Origin of the sequence: Paenibacillus nanchangensis (assembly GCF_046543445.1) — a bacterium.
Lineage (GTDB): Bacteria > Bacillota > Bacilli > Paenibacillales > Paenibacillaceae > Paenibacillus_AQ > Paenibacillus_AQ nanchangensis.
The window spans coordinates 162,321-188,497 of the sequence record NZ_JBHOFD010000012.1 but is presented as its reverse complement, the minus strand read 5'-3'; the positions used below and the strand labels follow the sequence as shown (position 1 = coordinate 188,497).

At 53.7% G+C, this 26,177-nt stretch carries 21 protein-coding genes; 3 read left to right on the top strand and 18 right to left on the bottom strand.

Features of this window, described 5'->3' with window-relative positions; genetic code table 11:
- Positions 1 to 362 precede the first annotated feature (362 nt).
- From ACE6ED_RS11875 to tkt, 3 genes are all read right to left on the bottom strand, one after another.
- Complete coding sequence (locus ACE6ED_RS11875; protein WP_410827328.1) at positions 363 to 1,970, bottom strand: M14 family metallopeptidase; 1,608 nt, start codon at positions 1,968 to 1,970, stop codon at positions 363 to 365.
- 179 nt (positions 1,971 to 2,149) lie between these two features.
- Positions 2,150 to 2,473, bottom strand: a complete 324-nt coding sequence (gene ppnP, locus ACE6ED_RS11870; RefSeq protein WP_410827327.1) for a pyrimidine/purine nucleoside phosphorylase — start codon at positions 2,471 to 2,473, stop codon at positions 2,150 to 2,152.
- Between the two features lie 22 nt (positions 2,474 to 2,495).
- Positions 2,496 to 4,538, bottom strand: coding sequence for a transketolase (gene tkt, locus ACE6ED_RS11865; protein WP_410827326.1), 2,043 nt, complete (start codon positions 4,536 to 4,538; stop codon positions 2,496 to 2,498).
- Between the two features lie 621 nt (positions 4,539 to 5,159).
- On the opposite strand from tkt, the gene ACE6ED_RS11860 reads away from it, so the two are divergent.
- Entirely contained in the window at positions 5,160 to 5,816 is a 657-nt protein-coding gene (locus ACE6ED_RS11860) for a hypothetical protein (RefSeq protein ID WP_410827325.1), read from the top strand.
- A gap of 311 nt (positions 5,817 to 6,127) precedes the next feature.
- On the opposite strand, the gene ACE6ED_RS11855 is transcribed toward ACE6ED_RS11860, so the two are convergent.
- From ACE6ED_RS11855 to ACE6ED_RS11790, 14 genes are all read right to left on the bottom strand, one after another.
- Complete coding sequence (locus tag ACE6ED_RS11855) at positions 6,128 to 10,057, bottom strand: hypothetical protein (RefSeq protein ID WP_410827324.1); 3,930 nt, start codon at positions 10,055 to 10,057, stop codon at positions 6,128 to 6,130.
- Between the two features lie 15 nt (positions 10,058 to 10,072).
- Positions 10,073 to 12,319: a hypothetical protein gene (locus tag ACE6ED_RS11850; RefSeq protein ID WP_410827323.1), complete on the bottom strand. Its 2,247-nt coding sequence runs from the start codon at positions 12,317 to 12,319 to the stop codon at positions 10,073 to 10,075.
- Positions 12,316 to 13,065, bottom strand: coding sequence for a hypothetical protein (locus ACE6ED_RS11845; RefSeq protein WP_410827322.1), 750 nt, complete (start codon positions 13,063 to 13,065; stop codon positions 12,316 to 12,318). The genes ACE6ED_RS11850 and ACE6ED_RS11845 overlap by 4 nt, the downstream gene beginning before the upstream one ends.
- Positions 13,066 to 13,134: 69 nt before the next feature.
- Complete coding sequence (locus ACE6ED_RS11840) at positions 13,135 to 13,536, bottom strand: hypothetical protein (RefSeq protein WP_410827321.1); 402 nt, start codon at positions 13,534 to 13,536, stop codon at positions 13,135 to 13,137.
- Positions 13,537 to 13,650: 114 nt separating this feature from the next.
- Entirely contained in the window at positions 13,651 to 14,031 is a 381-nt protein-coding gene (locus ACE6ED_RS11835; protein WP_410827320.1) for a hypothetical protein, read from the bottom strand.
- A gap of 15 nt (positions 14,032 to 14,046) precedes the next feature.
- A complete protein-coding gene (locus tag ACE6ED_RS11830) occupies positions 14,047 to 14,190 on the bottom strand; it encodes a hypothetical protein (RefSeq protein ID WP_410827319.1) in 144 nt (47 codons plus the stop codon).
- Positions 14,191 to 14,194: 4 nt separating this feature from the next.
- Positions 14,195 to 14,404, bottom strand: coding sequence for a hypothetical protein (locus ACE6ED_RS11825; protein ID WP_410827318.1), 210 nt, complete (start codon positions 14,402 to 14,404; stop codon positions 14,195 to 14,197).
- Between the two features lie 58 nt (positions 14,405 to 14,462).
- The gene (locus ACE6ED_RS11820) at positions 14,463 to 15,326 is read right to left on the bottom strand and encodes a hypothetical protein (RefSeq protein ID WP_410827317.1); all 864 of its coding nucleotides are present in this window, start codon (positions 15,324 to 15,326) and stop codon (positions 14,463 to 14,465) included.
- Between the two features lie 12 nt (positions 15,327 to 15,338).
- Complete coding sequence (locus ACE6ED_RS11815) at positions 15,339 to 16,388, bottom strand: hypothetical protein (RefSeq protein WP_410827316.1); 1,050 nt, start codon at positions 16,386 to 16,388, stop codon at positions 15,339 to 15,341.
- A 14-nt stretch (positions 16,389 to 16,402) separates the two neighbouring features.
- Entirely contained in the window at positions 16,403 to 18,049 is a 1,647-nt protein-coding gene (locus ACE6ED_RS11810) for an ATPase, T2SS/T4P/T4SS family (protein WP_410827315.1), read from the bottom strand.
- Entirely contained in the window at positions 18,046 to 19,110 is a 1,065-nt protein-coding gene (locus ACE6ED_RS11805; RefSeq protein ID WP_410827314.1) for a hypothetical protein, read from the bottom strand. The genes ACE6ED_RS11810 and ACE6ED_RS11805 overlap by 4 nt, the downstream gene beginning before the upstream one ends.
- A gap of 13 nt (positions 19,111 to 19,123) precedes the next feature.
- Positions 19,124 to 20,221: a CpaB family protein gene (locus tag ACE6ED_RS11800; RefSeq protein ID WP_410827313.1), complete on the bottom strand. Its 1,098-nt coding sequence runs from the start codon at positions 20,219 to 20,221 to the stop codon at positions 19,124 to 19,126.
- A gap of 311 nt (positions 20,222 to 20,532) precedes the next feature.
- Positions 20,533 to 21,429 carry a formyltetrahydrofolate deformylase gene (gene purU / locus ACE6ED_RS11795; protein WP_410827312.1) on the bottom strand — a complete coding sequence of 299 codons (897 nt, stop codon included), beginning with the start codon at positions 21,427 to 21,429 and terminating at the stop codon, positions 20,533 to 20,535.
- A gap of 84 nt (positions 21,430 to 21,513) precedes the next feature.
- Positions 21,514 to 22,641 carry a deoxyribonuclease IV gene (locus tag ACE6ED_RS11790; protein ID WP_410827311.1) on the bottom strand — a complete coding sequence of 376 codons (1,128 nt, stop codon included), beginning with the start codon at positions 22,639 to 22,641 and terminating at the stop codon, positions 21,514 to 21,516.
- A gap of 168 nt (positions 22,642 to 22,809) precedes the next feature.
- Between ACE6ED_RS11790 and ACE6ED_RS11785 the strand changes: the two genes are divergently transcribed.
- Positions 22,810 to 23,274, top strand: a complete 465-nt coding sequence (locus tag ACE6ED_RS11785; protein WP_410827310.1) for a DUF2621 domain-containing protein — start codon at positions 22,810 to 22,812, stop codon at positions 23,272 to 23,274.
- Between the two features lie 45 nt (positions 23,275 to 23,319).
- Entirely contained in the window at positions 23,320 to 24,225 is a 906-nt protein-coding gene (locus tag ACE6ED_RS11780; RefSeq protein ID WP_410827309.1) for a TIGR01777 family oxidoreductase, read from the top strand.
- A gap of 20 nt (positions 24,226 to 24,245) precedes the next feature.
- Here ACE6ED_RS11780 and ACE6ED_RS11775 read toward each other — a convergent pair whose 3' ends face one another.
- Positions 24,246 to 26,171: a DUF6382 domain-containing protein gene (locus ACE6ED_RS11775; protein ID WP_410827308.1), complete on the bottom strand. Its 1,926-nt coding sequence runs from the start codon at positions 26,169 to 26,171 to the stop codon at positions 24,246 to 24,248.
- Positions 26,172 to 26,177: the final 6 nt, after the last annotated feature.

Below are 26,177 nucleotides of genomic sequence, written 5' to 3'. Positions count from 1 at the left end.
GGCGCTGTAAGGCGTCAGGCGCTGTAAGGCGTCAGGCGCTGTAAGGCGTCAGGCGCTGTAAGGTGTACAGCCCTGCAAAATATCAGGTAAAGCAAACAAGCAGCCGGGAATCTCCCGGCTGCTTGTTTGCGGTATCGTATAAGTTCGTATACTTTGCAGAAGCTAGCTGACCACACCTGCCGTTATTAAGGCTGAGGCTGTCCGCCAGACACCTGACCGGGATCGGCCGGCACGGGACTGGTCTGCGCCGGAACGGTTAGGGCCGGAACAGTCTGGACCGGATTGGCCTGCGCTGGAACGGTTAGGGCCGGGCTGCTCTATGTTGGATTAGTCTGCCCTGGTACAGTTGGGGCTAGGCTGATTTATGTTGGATCAGTCTGCCCTGGATCAGTCTGTGCCGGACTGGTCTGCGGCGGGCCTGTTGGTGCCGCCGCGTCACTCTGCGCCGGGCTTTCCTGCACTGTTGTCCCCGGCGGCGCTTCGTTTGTACCGCTGGCGTCACCTGCCGGCTGGCCGCCCTGCCCCGTCTCTTCGCTTCCCGCGGGAGCGAGCACCGGCGTCAAATTCCGGCCGTCAACCCAGAAGCTGCCGGCACCGTAGGCGACAAGCAGCCACGTTCCGCTGCGGCCGGTGACGCGCAGCTCCTGCGGCGCGATTTTGCTAACCTTGGGCGCCAAAAGATCCGGATATTTATACAGCATAGAATCGGCGTTCAGGCGCACCGTTCCAGTGACAGCCTCCACAGCAGCAAGACTGCCCGGCACCGGCCGAATCCAGCGTTCCCCCGCTCCGGTCTGCACAAGATACCAATCGCCTTTGCGCGCATTAACCCACACATCCTGCGGGGCCAAGCTGCCTGCGCTTTGTGCAGCTCCGATTTTGGTATACCCGGGGGTCTGCACAAACAGTGTCATGGACCCGCCAACCGGCTGCAGCTTTTGCTTGCGGAACCACAAGTCGTAGCTCTTTTGCGCTGCGTATAGACCTACGGTTTTGTTCTCCGCCCAAACTCCCTTGAATGCGCTCAGCGGCAACGGGCCGTCCCCGACATACCGGCCAATCTCCACGGTAAAGCCGGGACGTCCAAACTCCTGGACAAACCAGTCTTTGTAGCCTCCGCCCGACGGATTTTTTTCCGGCGCGACCAGCGAATAGCCGGTCAACCGGGCCAGGTCTGAAGCGTAAGCTTTATCCCGCGCAACGTTCGCTGCCGGCGTTTTGTAATGCCAAAAAATAATTTGTCCCGAACTGTGGTAAGCCACCGTCATTTCCGGATCGGTACGGTATGTCAAATCCATCATCAACTTTACTTCGGGTGTCTGAGCCGGTTTTGTCCCTTTGTAGTTCTGATGGGACGGATATTTGCCGGAGTTCCGGATTCCCGTCCAATTGGCCGGATACTGCCGGTTCAGGTCGATGCCCTGCATGTTGGCTTTCCAGCGTTTGAAATTACGGCTGTTTCCGTTATAACGGATCAGCGCGGCTGCAAGATCGGCCGGTAGGCCGGCAACGCCCGACTGCGACAGCGTTACTCCGTCGGGATTCACCATCGGCACAATCCAGATACTAACCCGGTTAAGCAGTTCCCTGACGTTGTAGGGACCAAAATTCTCCCCTGTAAGGTATGCCGCCGAATACGTATCCAGCATCTCCATCAGCAGCGACGTGGTCATCCATTCCCTGGCGTGATGCGAGCCATTCAGCAGGAGGTTTGCTTCGCCTCTGCCAATCCGGACCGCCCACAGCTCCCGGCCGTAAGGCGACTTCCCCAGTGATTCGTAGCTGACGAGTCCCGGATAACGTTCCGCAAGCTCACGGATGTCTTTTTGCATAATGTTGTAGGTATACACCTGATTCGGATTTACGAGATTTGCTCCCGCACCCGCGGCACCCGCCGAACTTACCGTTCCCCCCAGCAGTCCAATGGTAAGTCCCAGCACAACCAGCTTCTGTCTTGTCTTCTGCAGCAACTTCGCACGCTCCCATGAAAAAGTTATGAGCCTATGTAATGGCACTAAATCTATGAAAAAGCTAATCTATTAGGTATATCGGACGATGCGTTTTTTTTGCACAGTAAAAAACAGCCAGGCTACCCTCATGAAGCGGGATAGCTCTGGCTGTTGGCGTTATTTCTATTCGTCTGCCGGCTTTAGGCCTTAACTTCAGGATAAGCACAGCAGTAGTCGGTTACCGAGAAGACTTCAAGGGCAAACTTGGCATTGCCCGGAACATGGAAGGTTTCGGCTCCGTTAATCTCCTGCCAGACCTGAGCACCTGGAAGAAGCACTTTCAGATGCCCGGACAAAATCTCCATAATTTCTGGACCATCCGTTCCGAACTCATAGGTGCCCGGAAGCATCACGCCGAGGGTCACTTTGCTGCCGTCCTGAAGATAGACGGTTCGGCTTGTCACTTTACCATCATAATAAACATTTGCGGCCTTGACGATCGCTGCATTCTCAAAACGGCTCATATTTGTTCCCCTCTCTTTCCCTTTACAGGAGTGCTTTTACGCGGCTGACCACATTCTCAACGGTAAAACCGTAGTTCGCCACAACGGTATCCCCAGGTGCGGAAGCGCCGAACGTTGTAATGCCAAGGATGTCGCCGGCGTCGCCCACATAACGTTCCCAGCCGAAGGTTTGTGCCATTTCGACCGCCAGACGGGCTTTGACGTCCGGCAGAATGACGGAGTCGCGGTAAGCTTTATCCTGCTTCTCGAACAGATCCCAGCTCGGCAGGCTGATGACGCGCACGTCGATGCCTTCGGCAGCAAGCGCTTCTTGCGCTTTTACCGCAAGCTGAACCTCGGAGCCTGTGGCGATAATTTGCGCCTGCGGCTTGCCGTTTTTCGCATCGGACACGACGTAGCCGCCGCGCTTCACGTTCTCGCGAACGCCTTCGACCGTTCCCGGCAGGATTGGCAGGTTCTGACGGGTCAGTACCAGCGCGACCGGATTGGCTTTGTTCTCCAGCGCATACGCCCAGGCTGCGGACGTCTCGTTAGCGTCGGCCGGACGAATCACCGTCAGACCCGGAATGATGCGCAGCGAAGCGAGCTGCTCGATCGGCTCGTGCGTCGGGCCGTCTTCGCCGACAGCGATACTGTCATGCGTCAGCACGTAGGTCACCGGCAGCTTCATGATCGAAGCCAGGCGAACCGCCGGACGCAGGTAGTCGGTGAATACAAAGAAGGTGCCGCCGAACACTTTGAGCCCGCCGTGCAGGGCAATACCGTTCATTGCGGCAGCCATGCCGAACTCGCGAACGCCAAAATAAATGTTGCGTCCGTCATAGGACTGGGAAGTAAATACCGGCAGTCCTTTCAGATGCGTCATGGTCGAGCTCTCCAGGTCGGCCGAGCCGCCCACCAGCTGAGGTACGCCCGCAGCCAGTCCGTTCAACGCGTTGCCCGAAGCGACACGGGTCGAAACCGCTTTGTCTTCCGGCTTCAGCAGCGGCAGCTGCGCATCCCAGCCTTCCGGCAGGTTGCCGGACAGCGCGGTCTCAAATTGAGCCGCCAGTTCCGGATACGCTTTTTTGTACTCGGCAAAACGGTTTGCCCACTCTTGGTAAACGGAGATTCCTTTTTCTTTTACCTTGCTGAAATGTTCGCGCACTTCATCCGGCACGTAAAAATCTTCTTCGTAAACCCATTTGTAGAATTGTTTGGTCAGCTTCGCTTCTTCCGCGCCGAGCGGAGAACCGTGTGTACCGCCGTGGCCGCCTTTGCCCTGCTTGTTCGGGCTGCCGTAGCCGATGACCGTCTTCACTTCGATCAGGGTCGGCTTGCCGCTTTCTGCTTGCGCTTCGGCAATCGCCTTCTCGATAGCAGGCAGATCGTTGCCGTCTTCCACGCGCAGCACCTGCCAGCCGTACGCTTCAAAACGCTTGGCTACATTTTCGGAGAATGCCAGGTTCAGTTCGCCGTCCAGCGAAATATCATTGGAATCATACAGCACAATCAGCTTGCCGAGCTTGAGGTGGCCGGCCAGGGAAGCGGACTCGCTGGAGATCCCTTCCATGAGGTCGCCGTCGCCGCAGATCGCATAAGTATAGTGGTCAATTACGTTATGTCCTTCTTTATTGTAAGTGGCCGCCAGCTGAGCTTCTGCCATTGCCATACCTACCGCCATACCAATCCCTTGTCCAAGCGGACCGGTAGTTGCGTCAACGCCGGCAGTATGTCCAAACTCCGGATGGCCTGGCGTCAGGCTGCCCCATTGACGGAACTGCTTCAGTTCTTCCATCGGAAGGTCGTAGCCGGACAGGTGCAGCAGACTGTAAAGCAGCATCGAACCGTGCCCTGCGGACAGCACAAAACGGTCGCGGTTAACCCAATCCGGCTTGTCCGGGTTGTGGTTCATTGTTTTGGCGAACAGCTGGTAGCCCATCGGAGCGGAGCCCATCGGCATGCCGGGATGTCCGGATTTAGCTTTTTCAATCGCGTCGATAGCCAGTGTGCGGATCGTTGTAATCGCCAGGTTGTCGATCGTCGAATTCTCTTCCTTATGAATTGCCTGATCCTTTTCGCTCATTATCGCAATTTCCTCCTCAAGTTGAGAATGTCAATTTGACTCTTATTGTATCATTAGTGTGGAAGCATTACCATTTCTTTTTCTTTTTTTCCGCTGCTCCAACCTCTTAAGTGTCGCAAGTTGTCTACATTTCTATACCTTTTTCCAGGCAGCATCAAACGCGGACATTTTCCCGGCCGGCCCCCTCTCCCCTAGGCCCTTCCTTAAGCTGTTCCTTAGGCTATCCCTTAAGCTGTTACTTAAGCTGTTCCTTACGGTTCCTTACCACTCCCTTTAATTCTCCGGTAAGAAATGGAACCCTTCCCTTCTACTTGCGTAAAATTTGAATAAATAGAAAAGCGGACGCAGGCAACAGGAAAAACCGTTGCTAAAATAGAAGTTATTACCACTGGGAAAACAGAAGGTTTCTACCATCGGTACAAATGGAGACTCCTATCGGACAGGCGGATATCCCGAGAGATCAGACAGAACTGGGCAATGGCCCGGGCCGGGACTTAGCCTTTGGTCCAGGATGGAATCCGACTTTGGTTCGTTTTGCCGCGCCGCCGATTCCGGTAAGATGAAAACAGCTCGAAGCACTTGACCGGAAGTATCAGATTGGAAATTGGGGGATATGGATTTATGAATCGGACAAAACATATTTATATTGTGTTGACCGGAACCGGCACGGCATTCAGCAACATGATCAAATGGTTTACTAAAGCGGAGCTTAACCATGCCTCATTGGCGTTTGACGAACAGCTTACCGAAGTGTACAGCTTTGGCCGCAAACACATACATAACCCATTCCGCGCGGGGCTGATCCGCGAGAATTTTGCCGACCCGTTCTATCAGGAAACCGAATGCGCTATTTATCGCTTTCCGGTCAGTAGCCGGGAATATGACATGATGTACGCCCATGTACAAGGGATGATGCGCAATCAGGAGTGCTATAAATACCATCTGCTTGGTCTGATCGGCGTGCTGCTCAATACCGAGATTCACCGAAAAAACGCCTATTTTTGCTCGCACTTTGTCGCATCCGTCATTGAACGGTCCGGGCAGCGGCCAGTGGAGAAGCCTGCGTGCTTCGTCACTCCGGAGGATTTCGCCAGTTCGCTGAGACCCTACGGAATCTATCGCGGCAGTTTGTCGCTCTACCTCCGTTTCCACCGCCAGGATGCTTCGGTTCCGGCGGTACAGGCCGAAGCTTCTGTTCCGGCAAACGTCGTATCCGGTGCGGTTACAGCTATGGTGGGCCGCATCCGCCGGCTGGTGAGGATGGAGCATGCGGGGTGATACCCGCTGTAGGGTGATGACCATTGACGGAGATAACGACTACTGCGAAAAAGCGACTACTGCAGGTAACGGCTGCTGCGGGATAACTGTTGCTGTAGGATAACTATCACAAGCTGGCCGGATAATCACCAAAGCTGCAGGATAATCACACTAGCTGGTAAGATAATCACCGAAGCTGTAGGATAATCACACTAGCTGGTAAGATAATCACCGAAGCTGTAGGATAATCCTCACAGAGAGTGAAGTACATAGATAGGAAGGACGGGCACACGGCCCGTCCCTTTTTGCGTTCCGCGGTATTTTAGAGCAAGTTACTGGATCCGGTGGTACCGGTAATAATCGGCCCAGTCTCCGTCAATAATCACCGTTATCTGATCGGTCTTCGTCTGGTAAGCATTGATGGCGGTAAAGGTGAAGGTAACCGAACCGTCCGGCAGCCGGTCAAAAGAGGGATCGTACAGTTCGCCCACCCAACGCGTCCGTTCCTCCGGATCGGTTACGGTCAGCTCCGTCTTGTATCCTCCGCTCATTGTTACGCTGACTGTATCCGGCAGCCCCGTTGTTTTGCCTTCAAGCACAAACCGCTCCCCGGCCCAATAAACGTTATACGCACGCGGTGATTCAGGATCGCCGCTTTTTTTCAAATTGAAGGCCTGCCGGTTATGGTTCCATTCCTCCGTATGTTTGACACCGCCCTTGACACTGAGCAGGTTCACCAGGAAATATTTACGCTCGGATGTAGCGCTCCAGTCGAACCTGTCATAGACTTCCATTTCCGCGATATACGTTTTGTTCTCCGTGAGTGTACCGGCACCAATCTGCCACTGGGTTGCACCCGACGTCTGCTCTCCGGACTGCGTGACCACCGCACCGCTTGCAGCGTCCAGGATCCGGACGCGGTAACGCTGCTGCAGGTCGCTATCTTCGTCTTCATACGCCCACTTAATCGTGGGGGTGAGTGTCGGAATAACGGTCGGTTTCGCCGGGTTGGTGCTGGACGGATACGTGATCTTCACTTTCGGCAGCCGGTTAACCACCTTGAAGCTGTGTGAAATCTCCCGGTACAATCCCAGCGAATCGGTGACGCGCTGGCGGTAGGTGAAGGTACCGTTTGTCGTGAACTTTTTGGTGAAGTCCGCTTGTTTGCTGGCCAAGGCTTCCGTGCCGCCCGCCGGCATCAGGTAGTACAGGTGGCTAATGGTGTCGCCCTTCGGAATGTCGGCATCGTTTGCCGTGCTTTTAATCAGCAGCGTATCGGTCCGGTAGATCGGCGTCGTTGCCGCATTTTTGCCGGTATCGGTCATAAGCGTAAAGCCGGCTGTTGGCGGGTTGTCGATAATAAACGCCTTTTCGTTGGAAATCTCGGACCAGGAGCCTTTGGAATACGCCCGGCCCAGCACCTTGAACAACTCGAATCGCTCAAAGGTCGGATTCGGTACCTGATACTGCCGGATGCCGCCGCTGCCGTCCGTGTTTTCCACCGTCCGGGCCAGCAGACTGTCTTTCGTGAAAAACTCCAACCGGTATTTCTCCTGCAGGTCGTTCTCCGGATCACTGTACGTCCACTGAATCAGCGGATCGCCCTGCAGCTCGGCATCCAGGATGGTCGGTGCACCGGAAGTTCCCGGCGGCGAAGTCAGCGTCATGGACGGCGCTTCGTTTTTAGCCACGGTAATTTTTAGCGCTGCGATGTTCGACTTGTCGCCAATCTGGTCTACCGCCCAATGCTCCAGGGAGTAGATGCCTGGTTCATTAAACGTCATGGTCACGTTTTGCGTGTTCAGCATCCGGATTCCCCCGTCGGCATCAACCAGCTTCCAGTAATAGCTCAGGCTGGGTTGGTCGGACGTATCCAGGTCTTCGTCAGCCGAATAAAACGTTTTGGTGTCATACTGATAAGCGCTTGTCGGTCCATTAATCGCCGCTGAAGGGATATGGTTTTTCACACTGAACGTCCGGGTCGCATTGGAACTCAGCGCGCCGTCCGAGGCGGTCAGCCGCATTTCCCAGCCATCGGAGATGGCTTTCGGGTGAGAAATGCCGTTTCGGTTGATCAGATCCCGGATCGTAAAGGTCGGACTGCGGTCATTGCTGGTCCAGTAATACGGGCTGCTGTTCAGTCTGGCATTCCATTGATACGCCAATCCTTCACCGTCCGCGTCCGGATCCGGCGTCAAATTCTCCGGCTGGATCACCGTATCGCGGTACACTTCCACCGGCATGTTGAACGCCGCAGCTGGCGGATGGTTTTTTACGGTAACCAGCTGGCTGTATGGCTGGGACCAAGCCCCGCGGTTATCGCGGACGGCCAGCGTTACGTTGTAGCTGCCGGTGCCAAGCTGCGTGATGTTCGGCGGCACATTCGGGCTGCCGTAATGGCTCCATACCTCCTGCGAACCGTTTTTCGTGATTTTCCACTGGTAGGTGTCCAGCGGATCGTTATCCGGGTCGAAGGATTGATCCGTGGTGGACGTGGATTTCCGGTGGGAAACCTCGTTGGGCGTGACAGTAAACATGGCGACCGGCGGCGTATTCCCCGGGGTTCCCACCGTCCGGACGCACCAATCGCTCCATACGCCTACGCCATTCAGGCCGTCCACGTCCCGGACGCGAAGGCGGATTTCGTATTGCCCGTTCGGCTGATTGCCAGGCTGGCCATCAGTCCAAACTTCTTGGCCTGCAGCACGGTACTGCCACTGCCAGTCAATCAGGCCTTTGTTTACAGCGGACACATGGTCCAGATCATAAGAGCTGTCCGTCAGCTGAATCGTTCCTCCTACCCGCTTTGCCGTAAACAAGGCAATCGGTTTGCGGTGAACATGGAAGGTCATGGAGGACAAATTGTTCCGGCTCCACATGCGGAATTCGTCAAACCGGTCGTCCCCTTTCGGGTTATCCCTTGCCTGGAACGAACCGACATAAACGCCGCTGTACGGGAATGATGTGTATTTGCTGGACCGCCACAAGCCCGAATCCCCGATGATCCCCATTGGATTATCAAAAAAGTACGGATCATGCTCGTACTTGTACCGCTCCTGGTGCTGCGGATCATTTTCCGGGTCACTATATTTTGTTCCGATGTCCACCTGCGTATTGATCAGCAAAAACGCCTTGTTCCTGACGCGGTTGGTTACGCTAAGGCTTAATGAGGCTTCTGCTTTTCTTGAATACGGATCGACGGCTTTGACGTACACCGTATAATTTCCCGGCGGCATTCCATCCTGCAGAGCATCAATGGAAACCGAAAAGCTTTTGGGGGATCCGGTGTTTTCCAGCCGAATTTTTTTGTAAAACACATTCGGGATTTCCACTTCCACATCCAGGGCGTCGTTATCCGGGTCCTGGACATAGCCGGTCAAATTGTAGCCGCTGAAGCCCTCGTCGTTCATCAGGTTCGCCCCATTGGGCGAAGTTAAGGTAAGGGTCGGCGGCTTGTTGTTGACCAGGGGGATTTCACGGGCGCGCTCAACTCCATATTTGTGATAAGTCTGAATTGAACCTGTATTGAAAGACTGGTCGGCTATCCAATACTCTTCCCAATACCCCTCTGAAAAGGTAATGGATTTCGGCACCTTACCGGCTTCCAGTTCAAATCGAAAACTGGGAACAACGTTATGGGGAGAATTATAGTCAATAAAGCAGCTATTCGGATTGTCCGGATCCCAGCACGTCGTCTGATAGTAGACCATAAATCTATCAAAGTTCGGGTAGTCAGGGTAAATATCATCGAACATCCCATTCTTATAACCGGCAAGATTACCGTTCTCCAGAACGAGTTTGCCGCCGCCTCCCCCGGTATACGTGAGCTGTTTGGAGCTGCCGTCCTTATAGTTCACGACCAACCCATAGTAGTAAGAGGTTGTGTAGCCATGATACCAGCGATTCCATCCGGCATCTTTCGGGCGCTCACCAAGTCCCTCTCTCCACAGTTCCCAGCGTTTGACCCGGTAGTCGCTTAAGTTACCTTCCAATATCCCTGTAACTTGGTTGTATTTCAGACCGTTCAGTTGGATACCCGGCACATCCACTTCCATCCGGCTTGGATACCAGTTCGGATCGCCGGCATAGCTGGCCGGTCGGCTGGCTTGCAGGGAACCGCCCGGCAGGGTGACATCATCAAAGGGGATTTCCTCCCCCGCCGCGGATGCCTTGGGAACCGGCTGCAGCGGCGCAAGCGGAGTCGGCAGCAGCAGACTAAGCGCAAGCAGCAGGCCTGCAGCTGCCCGTATTGTTTTTTTCATGCGTTCCAAAACCTCCTACAGGGACCAATCGACTTCCGGCGCGCGGTTTTTGACGGTCACAATCTTTTCAATCTGGCTTTGCGTCCGGGTGTCTCCAAACTTCCGGTCCGCCTCGGTGATAAACTCCGGAATCGTCGGCTGGTCAAACTCCTCAAATACGGTCAATTTCACTTCGTACCTACCAACTTCAATCAGTGTTAGACGAATTGTCGTGAGATTTTCGCTGTTTGCGACGGTCCATCCCTCGTCCTCGAAGCTGCCGTTATTGTTGGAATCATACCGGTATTCCCACACCCTCCGGGCCAGAAAATCAAAGTCCGGTGAGAAGGACATATCGATTAATGAGACGACCGCTTGATTCCCGTTCTCCGGATCCCGGTACGCTTCGCTCGGCACCCCGATGTAGGCCACCGGTGCCTGGTCCGGCACGATGTCGAAGGTAACGGAGTTGGTATCCGAATAGCCGGCTGTATTTTCTACGGTAATGGTCGCCTTGTACGTCCCCGGCTTTTTAAAAATCACATCCTTTTCCTGCATCCCGTTCAAGGAGCCGCTGTATTTGATATCCGCATTCGACCCGCCCGACACGGCGGTGATCGTAATCCGGGTCTTCTCCGCCACCAGCGGATAATGCTCCGGGCTTCGGCTTTTGTTCTTCAGCGTAACTTTCCGGTTCTCCTTCAGGGTCCCCCTGGCGATGATCGAGGCGACCGGCGTAGGGGCGATAACTTCAATTCGGGTGCTTGTCCCCCGCGACATGTCGTCATTGTCGGTAACCCGCAGCGTTCCGGAGTTCATTCCCATTTTGCTGATCGGGTACCACGTCCACCCGTTCTTGCCGCTTACCTCCTCCTGCACGCCGGGTAGATTCCATTTGTAATCGACAATGGTTCCGTCAGGGTCGTAAGAACGTTCGCCGCTGATAAAAAAATCCTCGCCGGCTTTGACCAAATCCGGCCCATCAATTACGGCCACCGGCGGTTTCTGCGTCGGTTTTTGCGGCGTGCCACCCGGAGGGGGGACAACGACGGTCGGGTTGGTCTTATAGACTTCAACGGTCGCGGTGAAGGCTTTGTCCAGGTAATCGACCGACTTGCCTCCGCTGGTGACCGGCTTTTTGAAGCGGATCCTCACGGTCAGGTTGTAGTCTTGAATGGCTTTTTCCGCGCTGGCCAGCTTGGACTTACTGATGACAAAATGATCGAAGGTGTTACTGGTCGCCAGCGCTTTATCGAAGATTTTCTTTTGCGCCAAGGAAGCATCGTTCCCCTTTTCCTTCGCGTAAAACACCCATTCCGAGATATTGGAGGTATCCGTATAGCCCAGCAGCTCGCCTTTGATGGAAAGCTTCACTTTGACATCGTTGCCTTCGAACTTGAACGGGTTCGGGTTAGGGGCAAGGACGGCGGCCGAGCCAGTTAAGGTGGGTTCGTTGGGTAGTTGATAGTCAAAAGTTACGGTGCCGCCGTAGCTGTATGTGGTGATTTTGGCTTGGGCGGTGTAGTAATACTCTACGAAGGCAAAGTATTTTCTTCCCTCCGCCTTTCCGGAAAGGCCGTCGCTAGGCTCAGGCTCATACGGTATTGTATTAGGTATTTCATAATTGATAATAACTCTTCCGTTTTTAAACTTCGGTTCTTCTGATGCATATGCTGAATATCCTGTTATTTCACTCTTAATGCTATTTGCTATAACATTTTGAGACTCAACTACATCAGTCTTTGATCCGTTGTACCATTTCAGACTATCTTTACTTTGCAAAGGACCAGCCGTAACTATAGTCTTGGGAGGATTTTTTGAAGGATATCCATCAGCCGCATTTACATCTCTTGTCTTCATGGTATTTCTATTTTCGTCATATTCATTGATCTGCCACCGTCTTCCATCTGAGTATAACCAGATAGAATTGTAGATATCAGTTCTGTACATTCTCGCGTGTGAACCCTCATACCCCTGAACTTCAACAATTTTATTATTTTGAGTACCTTTAAGGGTAACTTGGATCTTACCATTCTCTATAGAAAGCCCAAGTTTTTCATTATTTCCTGTATATTTCAGTGAACTTGCAATAATTGCTTCTTTAGGTACACTACTTGGTAACTCTAACAAAAAAGTTTTAGCGCTATTATCAGGACCATTTAGACCCGTATTAGCTGGGATTGATACAGTAGCGGACTTTTTGTCTGCTGCTGCATCTATTCTAGTAATGGGGAAGGAAGAGAGTAACAAGAGCGCCGTGAAAATAATAATTACTTTCTTCATTGTTTCCCTCTTAATTCTTCCGGTACAACAACATATTTTTCTGTGAATGATCCTTTAAAGGACATGCTAACTGAAAAATAATCAAATGTACCATCAAAGTAAAATGCTTGGTAGGTGGTGAGAGATTCATTAGGTTTCAATTTAAAACTATTCAAAGCTTCTTTGTCATTGACTTTACCGATTTTGGAAAAGGATCTAACCGGATCAAATCTTTTCATATCCATAGTTTGCAAGGACCATTTTGTACTGCCATTCATGTTGTCGATTGTAGACTTACTATTATTCTTGATTGTAATTTTTGTCCAAATAAAGTATTTAGGGTTTACAAACATACCTGAACTAGCAGCGTAATTGAATTTTTTTCGTAGAACTTGTACATCCTTCGAATTAAAATCATAAATCATAACCTTATGAAGCGTATAACTTAACCCCCCAGCCTCCACCGTAACCGGCAGCTCCATATCCTTTTTCAACCCATACTTCGAAAGGTTATCGGTCATCACTTCAGCCTTCGGCTTCGCTCCAGCATTTCGTTTTCCCTCATCACTCTGTCCCGCTTCATTCTTCTGCGCGGCTCCCGCTTCTACCTTAGGTTGCACCGCAGGCGAAGCTGCCAATGAAGCTGCCGGTTTCGCCGGATCGGCCGCAGCCCCGCCAACCATCATCATTTGAGAGGCCAGGACAACTGACGCCCCAATCGCCACCCAAGTCTTTTTTAATTCCATTGCCTTCTTATCCTTCTTCATCACGCATCGTCTCCTTAACATTCAATATTCAGCTGCAAAAAAAGAAAGGGAGGACTGCTCCGCTCTCCCTCATCGATCCGCCCGGTACTCCTGAATCGCCGGGACCCGGATCGGTTCCTGCGTTTTGGCCCTCGCGATCAGAACAGGATGGTCCGTTTCAAGCACCGCAATTACGGAGGGCCCTTGTATGTATTTGGTAATGCCATACTGCTCATTCTCGTACAAAAAGGGGAAGGCAACGCCCGAAGCCTCATCCACCACATCGAAGCTGCGGATCCGGACGCCGCTGTGCAGCCGGCTGCCTGCTTCCGGACTAAGCGAATCGTCCAGACCCAAATTGGCCTCCAATGTTTCGCAAAAAATAGCGTAAGCCGCTGTCCGGTCGATAACGAGCCGCCCTCCTGCAACCTGGCCGTAATCCACCTGCTGCGCCGCGTCGTGCACCGCCATATTGCCTGCATTTTTCAGCATCGTCCGGAGAATGTCCCACTCCTGATTTTGCGTCTGGAAAAACCAGCTGTACAAAAAGACAAGCAGGACAAACGCCAGCTTGATAATATAATCGATTCCGCTCCTCCTCCCTTCTTAGTCCAAATATTCGCTCATAATGGATCCGTGGCCATAATAATAGCCAGGTGTGCTGCCTGATGAAAAGTTGTACGGGAACATGTGGATTCGCGGAGCCTTGATGTACACATCCAGCCTGCTGCTGCGCTCCTGCACCGCCGAGGTACCGCTGGTGATCTCAATATCCGGCTCCCGGAAGCCGACCGCCTGCAGGTGCTGGATCACTTCATTTTTTAGGGTGGGGGTGACCGCCCCCTCAACAGCCGCTTTTTGAGCGAGATAAGACGTATTCGCTTTGACCTGCAAATCCAGCAAATAATCAATGTACGTGAACATAGGCTGCAGCACAATGAACAGCACAAGCCACATAAACAAGGCCCGGAGGACGGTTGCCTTCAACTGCGCTTCCCCTTTCTAATAGTGCTCCACCTGTTTCGTATGGGCGATAATATCGTCTTGGCTGTCCCCGATCATGCTGGTTGCGACAGCAATGAACATACCTGCGATAACAAAACCGATCGCCAAAAACAGCGCAACGGAAATCGAATCCTTTTTCATGCCATTACGCCCGCAAACTGCCGCTGAAGCTTCTCGACATGGAACGCTCGGACTCCGGTGCAGGGATGTTCATGGCGGCCGGGATTTTAGGACGGTTATCGTCGGCAGCATTGATGACATCGCGGACCACGGGAATCAGAACGGCGATGACAATCGCTACACACAAAAACCCAATCGCAATAAACAGGCCGGTGGAAATCGCATCTTTTTTCATTGTTAATATCTCCCTTTTCATTTTAGATTTTTAATAGTTGCTTTTATATGACATTTAGCTACTGGAACAGCCCAACTCCATTGAAATTATCCTTAATCAGCAAAATATACTGCATCGCCAGCGACACGATCATCAGGAACGTCGCAATCGAGGGAATCACGTTAATAATCGTGGACACATCGCCGATAAAAGACCACTTTTTGAGATATTGATCGCTGGAAATTTTGGCGATAATACTCCCCTGCTCCCGCAAATAGTGCGCCGCCTCCTCATCGTCATCCATCGCTTCCGTCGCCAGCAGAATCGAACGGATATCCTGAATAAACGGATGCCCTGAAGGAAATGTGCCGCAAAACCACTCAATCGCCCGCTCCGCGCCTTCGTCGACCGCTCGTTCGGAGAGATCGTACAGATACTGCCGCAGGTAATAAAAATGATGGGCCATTCCGGCGCAAAATGATCCAAACTGCACATAACCTCTTTTTCGCAGCCGGTTGTTCTCATACAGGCGAATAAAAGAGATCAGCTCGCTGTCCTTCCGGATGGACGCCCGCTGCCTCAGCCACTCCAGCAGCCAACCAAAAGGGAGAAACCAGGCAGGACCGGTAACCGCTAGAATCAGCGTTGGAACCAATACGATTGACCAGGTAAGCGGCCCCTGCCGGATATAAACCCCGGCCGCCTGCCACAGCAGACAGAGCAGCGCTGCGATATACCGAAAAGCGTGGAGATGGCTTGCGGAGAAAGGCAAACCCGCCTCGTCCAGCCTCCGCTGCAGCCGTTTGGTTCGTTCCCCCGCCCCGCTTCCAAAGCGAATCCGCAGCCGCAGCAGATAGCGGTCCCGCGGCCCCTCCCCGCTCCATACGAGAAACGCGAGGTACATTACGCCTGTTAGTGCCAGCAAATAGCCTATGCGTTCCATTGCGTCCCTCCTTTAGTGGTAGTCCAGTTTGGGTTTGGCAAGCCCGGCGCCGATCATAAACGATACAAACAGGCTGCCAACAATAACCGTCAAAAACGTCATGCCCACCGCAGTGCCGAACTGGAGCCGAAAATAGACATCCGGCTTCAGCATAAACATAAACGTGCCAACCGAAGCGAATAGAACAACAAGGTTGCCGTATATTCCTAAGCTGATCGCGTCCCGGCTGTTTGCTTTTACCGCAAGAATTGTTTCCCGCTGCTGCTCCATGGACCGGTTCAACTGCATCAGCGAGGGCTTCAAAAACAGCGTGCCTTCCTTCTCCGCGTACAGTAAATCCGAAACATACTCCACTGCGAAGGTAGTTCCAATTGCCTTGCCGAACCGCTGGGCTTCCTCATAAAGTTCTTTTTCGCTGCCATAGGCCGCAAAGGAAGCGCCAAGCTGCTTCAAGGGCGATTTAAGCACGTTGTCTGCCGCGAGGGAATCCGCAGTCTGCGCCAGCAGCGCGTCCACTGACAAATGCGTATATTTGGCGGACAGCTTCACCACTTCAAGCAGGTCGTAGCTCCCCTTTACCCTGCGCTGGGCGGATGCGTACCGGAGACGCAGATACGGCAGCGTAGAGGCGGCCGCGGCAAGAAACAGCGGAAACCGCCATGCCCCCTCCATCGGCACTCCTTGTTCGAGGTCAGCTCCGGCAAGAAACGGATTATCGAACCGCATATGCCCAGGCAGCTCCCCGATCGTTAACCACGCGGACAAAAAGACCGCAGCGAACAAAAGCAGGCTGCCTAACGTAAAACGGATGACGCCGGTTCCGGGCTCGTATTTTTTTCGTGCAAAGTACAGCAGATCGTCCAGATGGCGATAGAGCCCCCATCCCTTGTCGCGTCTTTGTGCTTTATGCGCAAAGGCGGTTATCCGCCGGCGAAACAAATAATCGATCCGCTGCCCGAGCTGATGCAAATGGCGGAGGACGAGCAGGCGAATCAGCAGCCATACTCCCCACACGACCAGCAGATGCATTAAAAAAGGCAGCATTATCACAACTAGCTCCAATGGCCGCATCCTCCTTATTCATTCAGCACGATTTTGGACTTGAGGCTCTCCTTCAGCGGGTTTCGCATGGGCTTGAGAGCGGAAAGCTCATTCAGTTCCTGGACAAACCGTTCGAAGACGGCCGGGTTCTTTTTGCGCATTTTTTCAGACATGGCGTCCGTAATCTTGGCACTGTAGCACCAGTCACTCTCTGCCTCCTCCCACCGCATCAAATCGCCCGCAAACACCGAATTTCGCTCTTCGTCATACAGCACCTCTGAGATCCGGGACAGCCGTTTTTTCCCTTTGTCCGTACTTTCCAAAATGAAGACCAGCTCGCATGCCTTCAGCGCCGAAATGAGATGCCCTTTCAGACTGCCGCCAATCCGGGTCGATACGGCAAATGCCCCCTGGTAAGGAATGTCCTCCGAGTCAACGGTGTGAAAAGTTCCCGTGATGCCGTCGTATCCCTTTTCCCCGCTCCACAAGTAAAATTCCCATTCGTTGTATCTCATTTCCGTCATATAGACAATATTGGGATCATGCCGGAGCGATTCGATGCCCACTTCCATCAGCTCCTCATTAGCCGCCTGGATTGGAATAATCCGGTGGCCTTTGATCTGGTATGGCAAAATCGACTCCGGATGTTTTTCAATCATCACAACCCCCATGCACTGCGAAGCGCCCAAAAGCTGCTCGCCGACGATTGTGTTGGCGAAGGTGGTTTTACCCGACCCCACCGCTCCGGCGATCACGGTATTCCGATAGGTCTGCGCAAGCGAACGAATCATCTCTACCGCTTCGGCCGGGATACATCCTGTACCCGCCTGATCGTCCAGATCGAGGAACTCCACAACTTGGCGGCGCATTGAAATCGTCGTGAACCCGTCCCATACCCGGGGAGCAACCCAAATCGCAAGGCGGATGAACCGGCCCGGCCATAGCGGATCGTCCATTTTAAACTCAACCGACGGGTTGTCTTTGTTTAGCTTTTTGTTGTAGTCGCTTTTCAAAAGCGCGCGTTTGAGCTGTTCGACTCTCTCCAGGGAAGGCATTTCGTACGGATAGGGCACAAATGCCCCTTTATCGTTGTAAAAAATCTGCGTCCCGATAATCTGCAGCCCCGTCGACTCGCTGTACGCCTTGTCCGTGAACCAGCGATAAGCTGGGCCAAATCCCTTCCACTCATGAAACAGCGCTTCTGCCGCGGTATCATACGCATCAGGCACTTTGCCCGTATACGGGACCCGCCGCAAGTACTTTTCAATTTCGTTCATAAAAAAACTTACCGCCTGCGGCTCTCCAGTCAGCGCTTTGGCATTCAACCCAAAATACGCCTCATCCTCACGCTCCGGTCCTGCGTTCATCTCCTCTTTCATCTGCTGCAGATACTGGGCAAATCCTTCGCTGCCTGCCTTCCGGTTTCCCTGAACCGCCCGCTTGAGGGAAAAGAACGGTGCCGCGGCTTCCAGTCCGCCGTGTAGACGCGTCTCAGCAGCTATTAGCGATTGAGTCCGTGTTTGAGCATCCTGGACCAACGTTCCACCAGAGGGCATCGCTCCTTTCGCATCGCTGCCGTTTGTCCGCCCTAACGCCGGGCTTCTAATAGGAACAGCAAGCGGCAGTTCCCGCTGAAGCTCGCCGATCTTCGCGGCAGCCGGGGAATTTCGATTTCGAATCATGCGAATCGTCCTTTCTTTTTGGCTTCCGGCATCCTGCCGAGCGCCACCAGAAGCGCCCGGGCGGTTTCATCCAGCTGCTGAAGCTCTTTTTTGCCCGGTGAAGGAAGCTCCGACACCCCAGGGGAGTAAGGAATCTCGGATAAAATATCGGTTCCGAAGCGAAGTGCCAGGTTTTTTGCGGACACCGCCTCTTCCATATGACTCCGGTTAATGATCAGACTGAAATCCTGCGGCTTGAGATCAAGCTGGGCGGTCAGTTCCATCAGCTGCTGCAGCCGGTATTCATGCCGGGGATGCGTCACGAACAGCCGGATGGCAGACTGCTGCATTCCGACATACCATGCCGCACTTTCGGGAATGGAGCCGCAATCGCAGAGCACAACATCCGCTTGGTCCCTGGCTTTTACAAGCAAATACTCTATCTCCTCCTCCCGAAAGTCCTGCGCGGCAAGGACATCGAAATTACCGGGCAGGTAGCGGTAACCATTTTCTTGAACCAGCTCAGCGAAATCCTCATCCCGCACAAACTTCCCCGTCAACCGCGGCCTTAGCCGGTCCAGACTGACGGCTGTTTTCCGGTTGCAGCCCGGATCGTATACATTCAGTCCCAGCAGTATCACCCGCTGGCCGGCTGCAGCCATTCGCGAGGCAAGCAGCTTGGCCGCGCTGGTGCAGCCGGCACCGGGGGCCGAGCCAAATAACCCGATCACATTGCCGCGTTCCTCCGCCTCTTCATCCATAATGAGCTTAAGCTTGCCGATCAGCGCCGAGACGGTAAACCGGGGAGGCAAAAAGTAAATCCGATGCGACTCACAAGTCAAAAACACCGAATGGTACCCGTACACCCCATGATGCTGATACACATAAAGCAAAGCGGCATCCGGGTAAGCCTCACGCAGACGGCCAAGTTCATGAACCGCTACCTGGAAACTCGTAACAATCAGCAGCTGACCCGCCGTTATCGCGGCTTCAGGCAGCGAAGTCTGCACGGTTACTGTATAACCGGCGGTACGCAGCTCATTGATGGTTAACTGATCCAGTCCAAAACTGTAAATTTTCATTGGCGCCCCTCTCCTATTCCACCCGCACGATCCACAGCTTCCAGCCCTGCTCCAGGTACTCTTTCAATCGCTGGCCGTCTTCTTTCCGCAGCTTTAGCTCCGGTGACGCGACCTTCCCGGTGGACGTATACCGTTGATTGGTATTCCCTTGGTCGGAATCCTGCACATCGTTGTTGTCTTCCGTGCGGACATAATTCACTGTAACGCTGGTCAAAAACGCCTCTTCCGGCAGCTTGTCCAACTCAGCACCGCGATGCATCCCTCTCTCTGCAGAACCGCCTGTTGTCGAATCGCCAGTTAAGGACTTGCCGCTTCCGGGCTTGCCGGTTAAAGACTCACCGCCTACTGACCCGTTGGTTACAGACTTGCTGCTTACGACCCCATCGGTCCCACCGTTCTTGCCGCTTACGGACTCACCGCTTACCGAACCACCCGTTGCACCGGGACTCTGAGCTGCCCCCGCTCCACCGCCAAGCGCATCTGAATTGCTTCCACGGCGATCTGGCTGGCCAGGATTCCCCACTTCACCGGGACTCTTAACCGCCCCCGCCACATCGCTGGGCGCCCCCGAATCACTTCCCCGGCGATCCGGCAGACCAGCATTTCCCGTCATCGCTGGGCTTTGCACAACACCAGGCCTGCCCTCGGAGCGCATCCGCTGCTGCTGCTCGCCCTCCATCAAATAAATGTCCACCTTATCTCTGCTCCGGAGCGTCCCGTTAACCGCATAAATCGCGTCTTTTGGAATCGGAAAGACGCCTTCCTCGGCGGTAGGCTCCAGCCGGTCGATATTCACCAGCGACTCGGTCAAAATGCTGCCTTCCGTTAAATTTACATTGGTAACCTTTTGTTCAACCTGCTCCAGCTTGGTAATGGCGCCGGCCGGCACGTCTTTCGTCTGCACCGTATCCAGATACAGATCCTCGGTGCGCAGTTTATGATTTTTGGGCAGCACTCCTCCTTCACCGGACCGGACCTTCACTACGGGCTGCGCCAGCACATAAGGCTTAAAATACAGATCGTAACCAAACAATCCGCCGAACCCCGCAATAAGGATCAGAACGGCCAGTATGTAATTCCGTTTAATCCCGCCTTTTCTCCACAATGACATTTTTCTTCTCCTCCTTACCTTAAAGACAAGCGTTTTTGGGCATGACAAAAAACACTTTGGCCTAAGCGCCAAAATGCGGGCGAAATGCTTTTTCACCTGAAACTAATGATCTATGGGAAATAGAAGGTGCGGATGCCGCAAGGCGGCCGGCCGAGAAGGGGAACTTCTCTCCGGACCTTGAGCAATATAAATGCCAGCCCGGACACCTTGTTCCGGCGAATTTCCGCAGGTGCCTGCTTAAATCGCCGGGGTGCCTGTCTGCTAGTGCTGGGGATGATGAGGGTAAATCTAACCAAAATGACAGCGGACGGTTAATTAAAAACCACTGTCTTGTTGTTATGGACCAGAATCCGGTCTTCAATATGCCATTTAACGGCCCGGGCAAGTACAACACGCTCAATGGTCCGGCCGATTCGTTTCAGCTCGTTCACATCGTGGCGGTGGTTTACCCGTTCCACATCCTGCTCAATGATTGGACCGCCGTCCAATTCTTCGGTGACGTAGTGCGCGGTTGCGCCGATCAGCTTCACTCCCCGGTCGTAAGCCTGGGCGTACGGCTTGCCGCCGACAAACGCCGGCAGGAAGGAATGGTGGATATTAATGATCCGGTTCCGGTATCCCTCGATAAACGAAGGCGAAATAATCTGCATATACCGGGCCAAAATGATCACATCAATGCTGTCGCCGACAGCCTCCAGTTGACGCCGTTCCGCTTCGGCTTTTGTCTCCGCTGTAACGGGAATGTGATAAAACGGAATTCCGAAGGACTCGACGTAAGCCTTCATATCCGTATGATTGGAGACGACCAGTCCGATCTCGGCGTCCAGATCGCCCGCCTGCCACTGCCACAGCAGCTCCACCAGACAGTGGTCTTCTTTGGAGACAAAGATAGCGAGTCTTTTCTTCCGGCTGACATTAAAAATCTGCCAGCTCATCTTGAAGTCCGCCGCCACCTCCCGGAACGCATCGCGAATCCCGTCCAGACGCTGCTCAAGTCCAGGCAGGTCGAACTCCACCCGCATAAAAAACATCCCGCCGTCCGGGTCCATCGTGTACTGGTCTGACTGGACAATATTGGCCCCGTTCTGATGCAGAAACCGGGATACGGCCGCGACAATACCCGGGCCGTCCGGGCAGGAAATCAGCATCCGCGCCCGGTCCGGGTGCGCGGACGGTCCGCTTTGATTGCTTTTGACATGAAGCTCCATGTTAATCGGTTCATCCTCTCGACACTTCGTTACTGTCCGCCGAAACGGACGATGGGGAATTTCAGCGATAATTACCGGAAGCGATCAGGCGTTAACCAGAATGGACTTGCCTGCCAGCCAGGCGATCAGCCGGTGGTTCACCGCTTCCTCGCTCAGCTCGGGGAACAGCTTCGCTTCAGCAACCAGATCATACAGACGCTCCAGCGGCTCTCTGGGATCAGCCTTTTTGGCCTTGGCGTCATTCTTCAGCAGTGTCCACGTATCCAGCACAAAACGTCGGGGATCAATGTCCTGCTTGCCGAAAAATTCATGCAGTTCTTCCACTTGTCCCATAAACTCCTGGCCGAAACGCTCCGCTGTCTGCCCTCTCAGCAACGCAATTTCCGCTTCATACATTGGACGCTGGGTTTTCGGATTTTTGCCGATCCACGGCGTCTCCAGAATGAAAGGCAGTCCGGCCAACGATTCATGATGAACGACCCGGTTGATCGTATCGAAGCCAATCCAACCCGAGCCGATTGGCGTATGCCGGTCTTTACGGGAGCCTGCCGGATTTTTACTGTCATTGATATGCACTACGCCGATACGGGACAACCCGATCAGACGGTCGAACTCCTGCAATACACCGTCCAGATCGTTTACAATATCGTACCCCGCATCATGGATATGGCAGGTATCCAGACAAATGGACAAACGTTCATTGTGAACAACCTTGTCAATGATCGCCGCAATCTCCTCAAAGCTGCGCCCCATCTCCGTGCCTTTGCCGGCCATCGTTTCGAGAGCGATATGAACCTCTGTCTCATTGGTACCATTCAGCACTTCGTTTAAACCGTCGGCGATCCGCTGAATGCCGTATTCCGCATCCTTATCGGTATATGCGCCGGGATGAAGCACAATGTGCCGCACGCCAAATGCATGGGTTCTCCGGATTTCCTCCTGGAGAAAATCCACCGCAAGCTGATACGTGTGATTTTTGTAAGAGCCAAGATTAATAATATACGGAGCGTGGATCACAATCTCCTCTACTCCGTTCTCAGCCATGGCTGCCTTGCCTTCTTCGATATACATGCTCTCGATAGGTTTGCGGCGTGTATTCTGCGGCGCCCCGGTATATAACATAAATGAACTGGAGCCGTATTCCTGCGCTTCTCTTGCCGCGGTAAGCAGCCCCTTGTCCGAACTGGACACATGGGATCCGATTTTCAGCATGCATTTCCCTCTTTCCTTAGCGAATTAACCCTTATTTTATCGTGATTGCAAAAATAAATCCACAAAGGAAAGAGCGCCCCTACAGCTTCGCAAACGCTTCATTATACGGTATAATTTACTCCAACGAGCAGTTTGTGACAAAATTCATTGCCAGAGGTGAATAAACGGATGGCTGTACTGCATGGATTCCGATTTCTTTCGGCGGCGCCGAGCAACTGGTTTATGAACTCCATCGCTTTTTGGACATTTCTGCTGCTGGGCTGCATGTGCATCGGCGGTTTCTTCATGTTTCGCAAATTTCTTAAAGTGCTGCCCAAGGCGGACGGCAAATCTAAACTGGACTGGCAGAACTACTGGGTCGAACGCAGCCGCCCGCTATGGACGGATGAATCCAAGGCGTTTTTGAATCAGCTTGTGGAGCCGGTGCCCGGCCCGTTCCGTGACATCGCCAAGCATTCTATCGCTGCCGAAATCGGCAAGCTCGCGGTGGAATCAGGGGCTGCGGAAGTGACCCGGGAGCACTGTATCCAGGGCTACATTGTCGCCACGCCAAGGAAGGATAACCGGTTCCTGGTCCGCTTTCTGGAAAAAAACAAGATCGACTACACGCCCTACCGCCATCTGATGAAATAAATATTTCCCCGCTTATTTTGCTTAAGCCGTGTCAGGAGGTCACCTATGAACTATGTCATCTGCGGAGGAAGCGGCTTTATCGGCAGAGCGCTGACCGACAAATGGCTTGCGGACGGCCATCGTCTGCTGCTTGTCGGCCGTAAACTGCCCGACTCCGCCCATACCGACCCGCGTGTGCAATACGCGACCTGGGACAGCCTTGCTTCCGATCCGCATCCGGCCGAGGGCTGCGATGCACTCATCAATTTGGCTGGCGCAACACTGAATCAGCATTGGAGCGCTTCCGGCAAAACCTCTATCCGCAGCTCCCGGCTTAATACCGTGGCCGCGGCAGCCAAGCTGGTGCAGTCCTTAAGCCGGAAACCTTCGGTCGTGATTCAGGCTTCCGCCGTCGGAATCTACGGCACTTCCGCCGACCAGACCTTTGACGAGGCTTCTCCCGCCCGAGTGATGGATTTCCCTTCCGAGGTCGTCAAGGAATGGGAGGATGCGGCGGACCGTGAATACACCGGAGTCAGAGTTGTCAAGCTTCGCACCGGCGTAGTTCTCGGTAACGGAGGAGGCGCCTTCAGGACGATGAAGCTTCCTTATGTATTTGGTGCCGGAGGACGGATCGGCAGCGGACGGCAGTGGATTTCCTGGATACATATTGACGACGTGGTATCCATAATCGACTTTTGTGCCAATACTCCCGCCATTTCAGGCCCTGTGAATGCAGTGGCGCCTGCGCCGGTTACCAATGACGAATTCGGAAGAACTGTCGGCAAAGTGTACGGCCGCCCGCATTGGCTGCCGATCCCGGCGTTTGTCCTGCGCCTGCTTCTGGGCGAGCTGTCGCAGCTTGTGCTGGAAGGCCAGCGCGTGCTGCCTTCGAAGCTGACGGAATACGGCTTTGTATTTGCTTATCCCACACTGGAACAAGCGCTGAGGCAGCTGAAATCCAATCCCTAAATTCGGTCTGAAGCAATCCCTCAAGCGCTGCGGAACGTGTAGTATCCTTTAACAATGGTAAACACATCTCCTTCTGATAATAGATATTCTTTGTATGGAATCATTGGCTCTCCCCGGAACAGCGTACCGTTGCGGGAATCCAAATCTTTGAGGACATAACCGTCACGCCCGCGTGACAACTCGGCATGTACCCTGGAGGTGCCTTCAGAGCTCTCTACATACTGGGCTGTCTCGGGAGACCGGCCGATAATGAAGCTGGTCCGGTTGAGTTCAATACGTTCGGGCGCTCCCCCTCCCTCAGGCACACGCTCCAGATAAGGACAACCACCCCCTCCCTGTATCCGCCGCCCAGCTTCGGCGGATACGTCTGGAGCCTGAAGCACTACGGTCGGAGACCCGATGCTGCCGGAGGAAGACGGCTGCACCGGGTCACCCGCTCCCAATCCACCTTTTTCCGCAAGCGGATGGTCAGGGGATGACGGAATTTCAGCTGACTCATAAGCTGAAGAAAAAGCACCTCCTGCATTTCCTCTGTTTGACTTCTCACCGCCTGGCGTTCTCCAGCTCTGGACTGTTGGTTGGCCCGTAAACACCGGTCCTGCCGCGTTGATAGGGACTGGGTCCGCTTGATCTCCGGCGTCCTCGTTACGTATCCGCGGCGCACCCCGCTGACCGCGCTTTGGATTGGCCGCGGCCGTGCTCCCGGACCCGGTCTCCTCTAGACTTCTCCAATTCCAATTTTTTCTCCCGGGTAAAGGGCCGGCTCCCTGCACAGCCAAAGCTGCATCCGCATCCTCCTCCCTTGCGAATCTTCTCCGGAAATACCAATTAAGCCAGCCAAGCAGCAGCGTTCCTCCCACACTTAGGCCTAACCGGATGCCGTTAGGCTCGGACAAATACACGAACTTCCAGAGCACCGCCGCGCCCAAACCGCTGCCAAGCAAAAGATAGGTCCGATTCGCCGAGGCACTTTGCGTTTTGTTATCCGAACCATCAGCCTGTCTCTTGGTTACCTGTTCTTTTTTTGAAGCCTGCATATCCAATTTCCCCGGGAGCCCTGAGAACAAGCGGCTCCACTCTGCAGCAGGTGTCTGTTCCGCTCCCTGTGTGTTTTCCCGCCATTCCGCCGCCTGCTCCCCCGGTCCGGCAGCCATGTACAGCTTGTCGGCACGGTTGGCCTGCTGTGCGCTTTCCTGTCCCGACACGCGCTGCTGCCCGCCGCCTTGGCGGCCTGACCCTAGGGAAGGAGCGGACGATCCAGTCTCCCAATCCAAATCACGGCTCATTCCTGTTGTTATATGAACTGATTGATTTCGACGGTCCGCATTTTTGGCTGCATTGTCTGCAAAATCTATACGGAACGGTGTTCCGGTTTCGTTTAACAGCTCCGCCGCCAGCCGGCTGAGCCCGGCGGCCCGAAAGTCTTCATCCGCACAATACTGAAGCAGACGCTGTATGCCGCCGCCATCAAGCTCGGAAGCGGACGCCATCAGCTGGGTGATCAAATTTTTAAACGCTTCCCCCGGAGGCTGCAGAAAATCAGGTTCAAGGAGCGGAAGATACGTCAGAAACACGGTACCCGTCGATAGCGCTCCTTCCACAAAAATATAATCCGACTGAAGCGAGTACTGCTCGGGCCGGAGCATATGCTGTCTGCCATCTTCAACCGCCTGGGCGGCCTGAAATAATATAGTGTACAACCCCGGCATATCCAGCTTCTCCGTTTTCAGCAGGAGAGACAGCATTTTTTTGCCCGATACTGCATACTCCAGCTTGGCTTCCAGGTCCAGCTCACTCAAGTAAAACGGGAGATGATGAGGAATTCGAGCCTCCATCAGCATCCTGACCTGGATTTTGTTCAGCTTCGAGGATGGCAGCCCTTCAGGAGCTTGCAACACCATTCTTGTTCCTTCCCGCTGCACGAAGTCCCGGGTTAATCCGAACATAAGGAA